The organism is Campylobacter sp., from assembly GCF_030528245.1.
In the GTDB taxonomy this organism is placed as follows: domain Bacteria; phylum Campylobacterota; class Campylobacteria; order Campylobacterales; family Campylobacteraceae; genus Campylobacter_D.
Genome location: NZ_JAUMZG010000044.1, coordinates 1 through 8,705 on the forward strand (window position 1 = coordinate 1; position 8,705 = coordinate 8,705).

The 8,705-nt window shown below is 51.5% G+C and carries 11 protein-coding genes and 1 pseudogene; 8 read left to right on the top strand and 4 right to left on the bottom strand.

The genetic code is table 11. The annotated features are described in order from the left end of the window. The 4 genes from Q4A73_RS06790 to Q4A73_RS06805 form a co-directional block, all read left to right on the top strand. A partial coding sequence (locus Q4A73_RS06790) for a hypothetical protein (protein ID WP_303206700.1) occupies nt 1-205 on the top strand: 205 nt, incomplete at its 5' end. A gap of 125 nt (nt 206-330) precedes the next feature. Then, nucleotides 331-528 (top strand): hypothetical protein, encoded by a 198-nt coding sequence (locus Q4A73_RS06795; RefSeq protein ID WP_303206701.1) that lies wholly within the window; start codon nt 331-333, stop codon nt 526-528. Nucleotides 529-659: 131 nt separating this feature from the next. Continuing rightward, entirely contained in the window at nt 660-881 is a 222-nt protein-coding gene (locus tag Q4A73_RS06800; protein ID WP_303206702.1) for a phosphopantetheine-binding protein, read from the top strand. Between the two features lie 189 nt (nt 882-1,070). After that, nucleotides 1,071-1,301, top strand: coding sequence for a hypothetical protein (locus Q4A73_RS06805; protein WP_303206703.1), 231 nt, complete (start codon nt 1,071-1,073; stop codon nt 1,299-1,301). A 40-nt stretch (nt 1,302-1,341) separates the two neighbouring features. Here Q4A73_RS06805 and Q4A73_RS06810 read toward each other — a convergent pair whose 3' ends face one another. From Q4A73_RS06810 to Q4A73_RS06825, 4 genes are read right to left on the bottom strand one after another with little or no spacing between them, the layout of a single operon-like run. Beyond that, nucleotides 1,342-2,391, bottom strand: a complete 1,050-nt coding sequence (locus Q4A73_RS06810) for an acyl carrier protein (protein WP_303206704.1) — start codon at nt 2,389-2,391, stop codon at nt 1,342-1,344. 29 nt (nt 2,392-2,420) lie between these two features. Beyond that, on the bottom strand, nt 2,421-3,038 hold the full coding sequence (locus Q4A73_RS06815; RefSeq protein ID WP_303206710.1) for a DUF2920 family protein: 618 nt from the start codon (nt 3,036-3,038) through the stop codon (nt 2,421-2,423). Beyond that, nucleotides 2,989-3,672, bottom strand: coding sequence for a DUF2920 family protein (locus Q4A73_RS06820; RefSeq protein ID WP_303206705.1), 684 nt, complete (start codon nt 3,670-3,672; stop codon nt 2,989-2,991). The genes Q4A73_RS06815 and Q4A73_RS06820 overlap by 50 nt, the downstream gene beginning before the upstream one ends. Further along, a complete protein-coding gene (locus Q4A73_RS06825; RefSeq protein WP_303206706.1) occupies nt 3,673-5,214 on the bottom strand; it encodes a DUF2920 family protein in 1,542 nt (513 codons plus the stop codon). A gap of 66 nt (nt 5,215-5,280) precedes the next feature. On the opposite strand from Q4A73_RS06825, the gene Q4A73_RS06830 reads away from it, so the two are divergent. The 4 genes and pseudogenes from Q4A73_RS06830 to Q4A73_RS06845 all read left to right on the top strand — a co-directional run. Then, entirely contained in the window at nt 5,281-6,780 is a 1,500-nt protein-coding gene (locus tag Q4A73_RS06830) for an amino acid adenylation domain-containing protein (RefSeq protein ID WP_303206707.1), read from the top strand. Further along, nucleotides 6,777-6,950: a hypothetical protein gene (locus tag Q4A73_RS06835; protein ID WP_303206708.1), complete on the top strand. Its 174-nt coding sequence runs from the start codon at nt 6,777-6,779 to the stop codon at nt 6,948-6,950. Before Q4A73_RS06830 ends, Q4A73_RS06835 begins: the two co-directional genes overlap by 4 nt. A gap of 1 nt (nt 6,951) precedes the next feature. After that, entirely contained in the window at nt 6,952-7,896 is a 945-nt protein-coding gene (locus Q4A73_RS06840; RefSeq protein WP_303206709.1) for a polysaccharide deacetylase family protein, read from the top strand. Beyond that, nucleotides 7,893-8,705 (top strand): annotated as a pseudogene (locus Q4A73_RS06845) (hypothetical protein); the annotation flags it as partial. The gene Q4A73_RS06840 and the pseudogene Q4A73_RS06845, both read left to right, overlap by 4 nt.

Below are 8,705 nucleotides of genomic sequence, written 5' to 3' on the forward strand. Positions count from 1 at the left end.
CGGAAACGGCTGGCGCGTGGAATTTTCTGGTGTGGCGGTGGGATGGCGGGGAATTGGGCCGGCAAGGTTGCAGACCCCTAGGCGGGTGCGGCGGCGCGGCCGGCTGGAGGGCCGCAGGACCCCTCGGCGGGTGGAATTTCGGGCCGTGAGTGAGGAAAGGCGCAAGGAGGCTCGGGTGGGGGGCTGGGCGGAATTTTCTGGGTGATGGGAATTCTTACGCGAAGGACGCTGAGACTTCTGGAGGGGTTTGGGCGGGGAGAAATCAGTCGCGCGATGGCGAAAATTTAGCGGCCGTCGGATTTGACGCTGGGGAATTCTAGCAGAAGAGGGTTGGGGGACACTGCGCGAGGGGGCGGGTGCGAGGGGCGGAAGATTTGGGCGCGAAAATTTGCGGGCATGGCGCCGGGGAGAAATTCTAGCGCTAGGCTAGAATTTATCGCGGCTGGGGGGGGATGGTGGTGCGGCGGAATTTGCAAACCATGCTGGGGGAATGCTGGGTGCAAGTGGATGACGAGGTGCTTGGAGTGAGATTTGAAGGGCGCTAAGGGCGGGGAATTTCGGGCGCTGAGGCTGTGAGAGGTAAGGCTGGGAGGCTGATTTTCAAAACGGCAACTTAAGCTTGATACAATGATATTTTAACACTATTTTAAAGGAAAAAAATGGAGCAAATCAAGCAATTTTTTATGAATATCGAAAGGCCGGATATCGATGAGAGCATGGAGAATTTGGTCAGCGATGATGTGATCGATAGCATTGATATTATGGCTTTGGTGGCCGAGATTGAAAAGCATTATGGCAAGTCCTTGAGCGCGGAATTCATCAATGCGGAGAATTTTGAAAATTTCGCCAATATCAAAAAAATGCTAGAGCTTGCCTTTTAGGTTTTTTGAGATGGAATTTGGAGCCTAGCCGCGACCAGGGTGGGGCTTAAGCGGCAGGCCACACGAAGGCGTTTTCAGCGCGTAAGTCCTCGCAAGATCCGGCCGCGCCTTTTTCCTCTCATTGTGCCCCCTCGAGCGGCTCTCTCTGGGGCTCATGCGGGAGAATTGACGCAGATTACTGGGAATCTGGTGCGAATGGTGGGAGTTTTGGACGGCTGGGAATTTGTGAGCGGTGATTTTGGGTGCGGCGATGGGGTTGGCGGAGGCTGCGGGGAAATGAAAAAGAGCGATGGGGCAGGAATTTATGCGAGGTGGCCGCTGGGGACCTTGCTGACTCTGTGGGGAATTTTGGGGCTGGAATTTCTGACGGATGGGAATTTTCAGGCCGCGGCTAATCCTGCGCAGAGTGCGAGGCTGTAGGACGCTGGAGGCGGGTGCGGGAGGGAATCGGCGGTGATTTTCAGCCTCCGATTTGCTTTTTGAGCGATGCTATCACGGCATTTTTGGACTGCAAAACCTCCGCGAAAAAATCGACCACCCTGTCCCAATCCTCCTGCGTAACCCTCTCCAAGTGCGGATTTTCCTGATACGCGTCCCAATCGACAGGCTCAAAAAGATATTTTTTGTGAGGAAAATACTTCGCCCGCACCCACTCTAGGGACGGCGCGTAGTAGTCCACATAAGCTCTTGCAAGCTCCTTTTGCACTCTAAATTTCAGCCTGTCCTCGCGCACGCCCTCAAAATGCTTCTTTGAAAGGTAAAGTAGGGCGTTTGAATTCCCGCCCAGGTCCTTTTTGTTGAGCCTGGATTGCAGCTCTATGCCGAGGAGATTAAAGCTTTCATTTTTGTGCTGCCTGAGTGAAAAATTCTCATCCCATTCTAGGCCTAAATGATGCGTAAAGTCCTTTAGCATCGTCCCGCCCACATAGTCCTGCCTTAAAAGCCTGATGATGATCTTATCCTCCCCCCAAACCGCCTCGTGATCCCTCACAAGCTGCGCGTAGTCAAAAATGTGCGCCCTGGGATGCTCACCCGGTGCGAAATCACCCGAGTAAAAGCCCATGTTGTTTTTATAATCCTGCGAGCAATGCGAGTTGAGATAATCGAGAGTATTTCTAAAATAAATGATGATTTTTATCTCATCAAAGCCTAAATTTCGCATAATATTTTCTAAAATTTCAATGTAGCGGCGCGTTGGAAAGTCCCACACTATGCCCTCTGTGGAAAAAATGAAGGTCTTATCTTGATGCGTCCTAGCCTCTTCTTTAAAATTCTCTAAGGCCCTCACAAGCCTCTCATCCCTCAAGTCCTCTAAAACATTGGCGCTTAAGTTTTCCCTTTTCACAAGCTCCAAAACCATATCCACCAAGGCCCAGTGTCGATTGGCCACGCGCAAACTCTTAGGATAGATAAAGCCCTTTTCCAAAAGCAGGGCTTCATTTTGCATTAAAAAGCCTTGTTTTTCTTGATTGCCCGTATTTGTCGTGCCGATGTGTAAAAATGCCCTCATCGCTAATCCTTACTCAATAAAATGCAAAATTATAAATCATTTTTGCTAATCTCAAGCCCAAATTCCCCGCCCCTATCGTAAAAAGTGAAGGTCCTATCCCCGCAAGGATAGCTAAGCTCAAAGTCCCCATTAAAGCCCTCCCATCCCGCAAGCCTCTCCAGCATCTGCCCAAGCTCCCTACGCATCAGGGCCTTATCGCTCATCCTAAGCCCGTGTTCTAGGCTTTTTATCGTCCTGCCATCCAAGTCCTCCTTGCTTTTTATCAAATGCAAGGTGCTACTCAGTCCCAGCGCGCTTAAATTCTCACTCAGGGCTATCTTTTGTGCTGCGGGCGCGCCCTCATCAAAAACGCTGTGATAATGCACGAAAAGCGTCCTTTTGGAATTTAGGGCTAAAATTTTCAAATGCTCCGCGTTTAAAAGAGTGCGGATGCGATAATTTGCCTCAGAAAAATAATAGGGCGAAGTCTCATCGCGGGTCCAAAATTTCCTCACATAGCAGAGCAGATCGTAATGCTTTCCTGCGATGGCAAATTCCCCCGTGGTGCCCATTTCTCTGCCCAAAATGTGCGGCAAAAAGGGCAACACCACGCCAGAATTATCCAAAACGCCGTCCACCAAAGGCGGAGCGATTTTCGCACAAAGCATAGCCACATATCCCCCATAACTTCCGCCACCAAAAATGCGAGGCAAAGAGGCTACCCCCCCCCCCCCCCTCGACAGCTAGGTTTTGCAATTCGGGGCGCTTGATAAGGTCCTTGAGCGCGGCGATGTGATCAAGTGCGGGTAAAAGGGCGTAGTTTTGATACTCTCCTCTTGGCGGATGGACATCACAATGAAAAAGCGCCCGAAAGTCCTCCTCCAGCTCACCCCTAGCCTTCAAGCCCTCCAAAGCCGCATCGATGCTTTCAAGTTGTGGGGTAAGATCCTGCGCATCTTGACCCTCCACGCCACAAATTTGGGCGACTTTTTGCAGACTTTCGCGATCAATTTCTTGCATTTTAAGCTCAGGATTATAACCCTGCGTGATGCTAGGCCTTGCACAAAAACAATGATAAAGCACCTGCACACAAAGCACGGGAAATTCACGCGCCACAACCTCACGCTCTAGATCAAAAAGGCTCATATTGGCATTCGCCCCAAGGCCCCCGATGAGAAAGACGATGGCCTTAAGCTTTTTGCCATCATCATAGCTTACGCGGTATTCAAGCGGGGCAGTGCGGGGAATTTTAAGCTCGACATCTTGGAAGGAATCTGTGAAAAAACTTTGATTTTTTAGCATTTAAATCCTTGAAATTTCAAGCCGCATTTTGTGATTTTTCTCGCTGAAGGTGTAAAGCAGCTCGTCGCAGGGGTAGGCGATGCTTTTGTTTTGACTGCGAGGGATGAGGAGGGGGGGATTTGCGGCGGAATTTTTCGCGGCGGGCCTGGCTTGAGAGACGCGGGAGGACACTCGGGCCGCGGCGAGGGCGGGGGAATTTTCTGCGGGGCTTGAATTTGACATGCGGGGATTTTGCGGGGAGGCATGGCGGCGGCGGAGTTTTTCAAGGATCTCGGGGAGGTGCTTGTTGATGAGAGCCTTAAAGGGTATGCCAAGCCCGTGATCTAGGGTTTTGATGAATTTGCCATCGATTTGCTTTTTATAACGCACAGCGTGCAAAGTCGCATCAAAGCCTAATTTTTGATAAATTTTATAAAGCTCCACACACTCTTTTAGGGGTAGCTCATAATCCTTTGCCGAGTGGTAGCCGACATAAATAGGCTTAGGATAAGCGGCTTGGATTTCAAGGTGTCGGGGCTCTAGGATGTAGCGGATTTTGCGGCGTGCGTTTGAGAAAAAATAGGGCGAGTGTGGGTTGGTCGTCCAGTAGGTTTTGTCAAAGAGGCTTAGCAGGATGTGATCAAAGCTATGGTGGGTGCAGGGGTACATTTTATAGTTGATTTCCTTGCCAAAGCCTATCATGCGCTCTATGAATTTCGCTCCGCCTGAGTTGTTGATGACCCCATCCACAGCCCAAGGTGCGATTTTCGCGCACATCGAGGCCAGATACCCTCCATAGCTCTCTCCTGCAGCGATGACGGGCAGGGACTTGGCGCTAGGATTTGCCGTGCGGGAATTTGACATGCGGGGATTTTGCGGGGATGGTTTGGAAACGGCGCAGGAAGCGGTGGATGAGGATGCAGCGGCGCCTGATGACGAGGAGACTCGCGGCGGCACGGCAGGAATTTCTGCCTCGTGCGACTCAACCCCCCCCTCGACCTTGAAGGGAGGATTTTTCTGCACCCACAAAAGCGCATTGAGCACGTCAAGGGCGGGCATCACGCCGAAATTTTGATACTCCCCCCTAGCGGAGAAAAAGGTCGCGCTTACGGCTAGCTGAAAGTCGCTATCACACAGGCCGCTTTGCTTTTGCTTTTTGATGAAGTCCTGGAGTATAAAAATAGCGTTGCGACGATACTCACTCGTCCTAAAATCTGGTGGTAAAGAGATGTTATTACTCTTGCAAAAAAACTCTATTAGATTCATATCAAACGCATCAAGGTCGATTTTTGCGCCGCACTGGTTGCGATTGCCGATATTGTGGTAGTTTGGGGACAAAATGGCGGCGCGATGCTTCTTGGCTAGGCTCTCCATCACGAGCTTGAGGTAGGGGTTGAAAATGTCATCGCCCAAGCCCTGAATGATCACCAGCAAAAGCTCAACAGGCCTGCTATCATCCCAGCAGAGCTTAAATTCTAGCTTGGGATTTTTCTCGCTAGATCGAGGGAGGCCAAGCTCCACATCATCGCAGGATTTGATTTTGTAGCTTTTGTGAATGATCATTTTTTGTCCCTCGTTTTAAAATTTATCCTATCATACAAAAAAAAAAAAAAACAAAAAGGCGGAGCGATGATACGGCATGTTTTTGACTTTTTGGACGCTTGCGCGGTGAAATTCCCGCAAAAAATGCTCTTCAAAGAAATGGGCGGGGGCGAGGTGGGTTATGCCGCTTTCAAGCGCCTCAGTGAGGGGGTGGCGAGTGAAATTTTAAGGCGCCTCAGCCCCAGCCCCATCCAGCAGCCCGTGCTCATCATCCTGCCTAAAAGCATCGCGACTTTGGTGAGCTTTTTTGGCGTGGCAAGGAGTGGGAATTTCTACACCCTGCTTGATGAAAAAATGCCCCTTGAGCGCGTGCGAAAAATCTGCGAGGTCCTAAAACCCAGCCTCCTCATCACAGCGCGGGATTTAGACCTCAGGCTTGATTTGCCCACGCTTTTTGTGGAGGATTTTGAGGGCTTTGAAAGGGACGCGGAGGCTCTAGCGAGGGTGCAGGAAGCGCACATCGATACGAATTTGCTCTATGTCTTTTTCACAAGCGGCAGCACGGGCGTGCCTAAGGGCGTGAGCATCACGCACAAAAGCGTGATCGATTATGCCTTTTGGGTGGCGGAGGAGTTTGGATTTGGCCCCGATTGCGTGCTGGCAAATCAAGCCCCGCTTTATTTTGACAACTCCATCTTGGACATTTTCCCCACGATGAAGGTCGGCGGCTCGGTGCATCTGGTGCCCAACGCGCTTTTTGCCTTCCCCCTCAAGGTGCTAGAATACCTAGAAAATGAGGGCGTGAATACTATCTTCTGGGTGCCTTCGGTTTTGATTTATTTTGCCAACACGGAGGCTCTGGCGAAATTCAAGCTTGAAAGGCTACAAAAGGTGCTTTTCTGCGGTGAAATCATGCCCAACAAGCAGCTCAACTACTGGCGCACCCACCTCCCCCACGCCCTCTTTGCCAACCTTTACGGGCCGACTGAGATCACCGATGTGTGCTGTTTTTACCGGGTCGATAGAGCCTTCAAGGACGAGGAAATTCTCCCCATCGGCAGGGCCTGCAAGAACACGCAACTTTTGGTTTTTGACGCGGATGGGAATTTCATCAGCCCCCGTGAAGCGGGGAAGAAGGGCGAGCTTTTCGTGCGCGGCACGAGCCTTTCTTTGGGCTATTACAACGACGCGCAAAAGACCCGCCAGGCCTTCGTGCAAAATCCCCTGCATCAGGCCTTTTACGACCCGCTTTACAAAACGGGCGACATTGTCGCTTACAACGAGCGCGGCGAGCTTTTGTGCTATGGGCGGGTGGATTTTCAGATCAAATTCAAGGGGCATCGCGTCGAGCTTGGCGAAATCGAAGCCGTGCTAAATTCCCACCCGCAAATCAAAAACACCGCCTGCATCTTCAGGGACGAAAAGCTCATTGCCTTTTATGAAAGCGAGGAGGAGCTGAATTTGAAAGCCTTTTTGAAGGACAAACTACCCAGCTACATGCTGCCCACAAGCCTCGTGCGCGTGGAGGGCTTTGCGCTTAATGCCAACGGCAAAATCGACAGAAAGGCTCTGAGTGAGAAGGTTTGAGAGACTTGGGGCGCGATTTGACGCGATGCTTGGCGATGGCGCCACAGTTTCAAGCAGTTTCAAAATCCTCGCACCATCCCGCAAGCCCAGCACAGGAGGACGCAGGTCTCGCAGCCCTCAGCGCGCGAAGGGGCCGGAGCTTTTTGCGCATCAAGGGCTTAGGGGGCTAGGGTGAAGGTTGTCATGTATCATTATGTGCGAGAGGGTGTGGAGGGACTGCCCCATTTTTGCTACCTTTCTTTTGCGAATTTCAAAAAGCAACTGGACTTTTTTGAGAAAAACTACGGGCTCGTTTCTTTTGAGGAATTTTGCGGGCTTAAGGATGAGCCAGGTCTCATTCGCCGCCTGAAAAATAAAATTTTACTCACCTTTGACGATGGGCTTAGGGAGCATTTTGAGCTGGTTTTCCCTGAGCTTTTGAGGCGTAAAGCGGTGGGGATTTTCTTCATGCCGACCTTGGTTTTAGAGCGCCAAAGGCCCCTTGCCGTGCATACCATCCACTACCTCGTGGGTAAATACGGGGGGGGGGGGGGGAAGCTCCTCGCCCTCGCGCAAAAGCTCATAAAGCCCGACATGCTAGAGTCTGAGCGGGAATTTTTGTTCGCCGATTATTATGATCTGCTCGATGATGATGAGGGCGTGAAGAAATTTAAACTTTTGTTAAACTACAACATCAAAGAAGAATTCAAAGACGAGATTTTAGCCGCCCTCATCGCCGAGTGCGACCTCACTGAGGCACAAATATATGAAAACTACTATCTTGGCCGCGATGAGCTTGAAACGATGCACGAAAACAAAATGCTCATCGCCTCCCACGCCCACGCGCACATCAATTTTCTCAATCTAGACGCCCACGAGGAGGCGCACCAGACGCGCAAAAGCTTTGAAATTTTAGAGAGCTTTTTGGATTTGCGCTTGCGTTTGTTTTGCTACCCCTATGGGGAATTCACGCGGCACTCAAAGGCCATTTTGCAGGGACTTGGCGTGGATTTTGCCTTTGTGAGTTTGGACGAGTATAAAAAGGACCTTGACGCGCAGGATTTACGCCTCAATCCCCTCACTCTAGCGCGCTATGATTGTAACGCCTTCCCCTTTGGAAAGGTCAGCCGAGGATGAGCCACACGCTTAGATTTTGCAGGCTCGATGAGGCGGGACTTTTGCAGGATTACATCGCTAAGGAATGGCGCGCAGATCACATCTTCGTCCTCTCACGCGAGGTGCTTGATTTTCAGTATTTGGACCGCAAAAATTCCCGCTATAACGTCCTTGCGGCCTACAACGAAACCACGCGCGAATTTGACGGCATTTTGGGCTTCACCTTACTCAGCCAGTATGATGAAAATTTGCACGATGCGTGGGTTTGGACCTCGATTTGGAGCGCCAAAAAGGCCTACCCCTCCTTAGGGCTCAAGCTTTACCGCCATCTTTTTGAGCGCTTAGGCCTGAAAGACACCTCCACCGCAGGACTATCGGGCGATTCTGTGAAATTTTGCCAGCTTTTCTACGACAGGGTCGGCAAGCTCTCTCATTTTTACATCAAAAACGAGGCTAAAAAGCACTTCAAGCTCGCCCAATTTAGCCCAATTCTCCCCCCGCCAGTCCCCCCCGCCGCGCCGTCTCCACTTCGCCCCGCGTCAAATTCCTCGCCTCAAAAATTCCACTCACCAGCCAGCCTCCGCGCCCAAATTCCCGCCGCAGCACCCTTCCCCAGCTCGTCCCCCCCCGCCAGTCCCCCCCGCACAATTCCCTCCCCAGCCCTCACCTCCCTCTTTTTGCGCAAGTCGCTTCAAAAATTCTTGGCCCCACAAATTTCCCCCGCTTCCTCACTTCACGAGCCCAAAACTCCCCCAGACCTCGCGCCCTCCACTCCCCCGCCTCGCGAGGAATTCCCCCCCCCCCCGCACAGAATCCCCCGCGAGGGTTTC

What these genes read in the sequence shown, in the direction of transcription:
- Q4A73_RS06800 (WP_303206702.1), top strand. Translation starts at nt 660, where the DNA reads ATGGAGCAAATCAAGCAATTTTTTATGAATATCGAAAGGCCGGATATC.
- Q4A73_RS06810 (WP_303206704.1), bottom strand. Translation starts at nt 2,391, where the DNA reads ATGAGGGCATTTTTACACATCGGCACGACAAATACGGGCAATCAAGAA.
- Q4A73_RS06815 (WP_303206710.1), bottom strand. Translation starts at nt 3,038, where the DNA reads ATGCTTTGTGCGAAAATCGCTCCGCCTTTGGTGGACGGCGTTTTGGAT.
- Q4A73_RS06820 (WP_303206705.1), bottom strand. Translation starts at nt 3,672, where the DNA reads ATGCTAAAAAATCAAAGTTTTTTCACAGATTCCTTCCAAGATGTCGAG.
- Q4A73_RS06825 (WP_303206706.1), bottom strand. Translation starts at nt 5,214, where the DNA reads ATGATCATTCACAAAAGCTACAAAATCAAATCCTGCGATGATGTGGAG.
- Q4A73_RS06830 (WP_303206707.1), top strand. Translation starts at nt 5,281, where the DNA reads ATGATACGGCATGTTTTTGACTTTTTGGACGCTTGCGCGGTGAAATTC.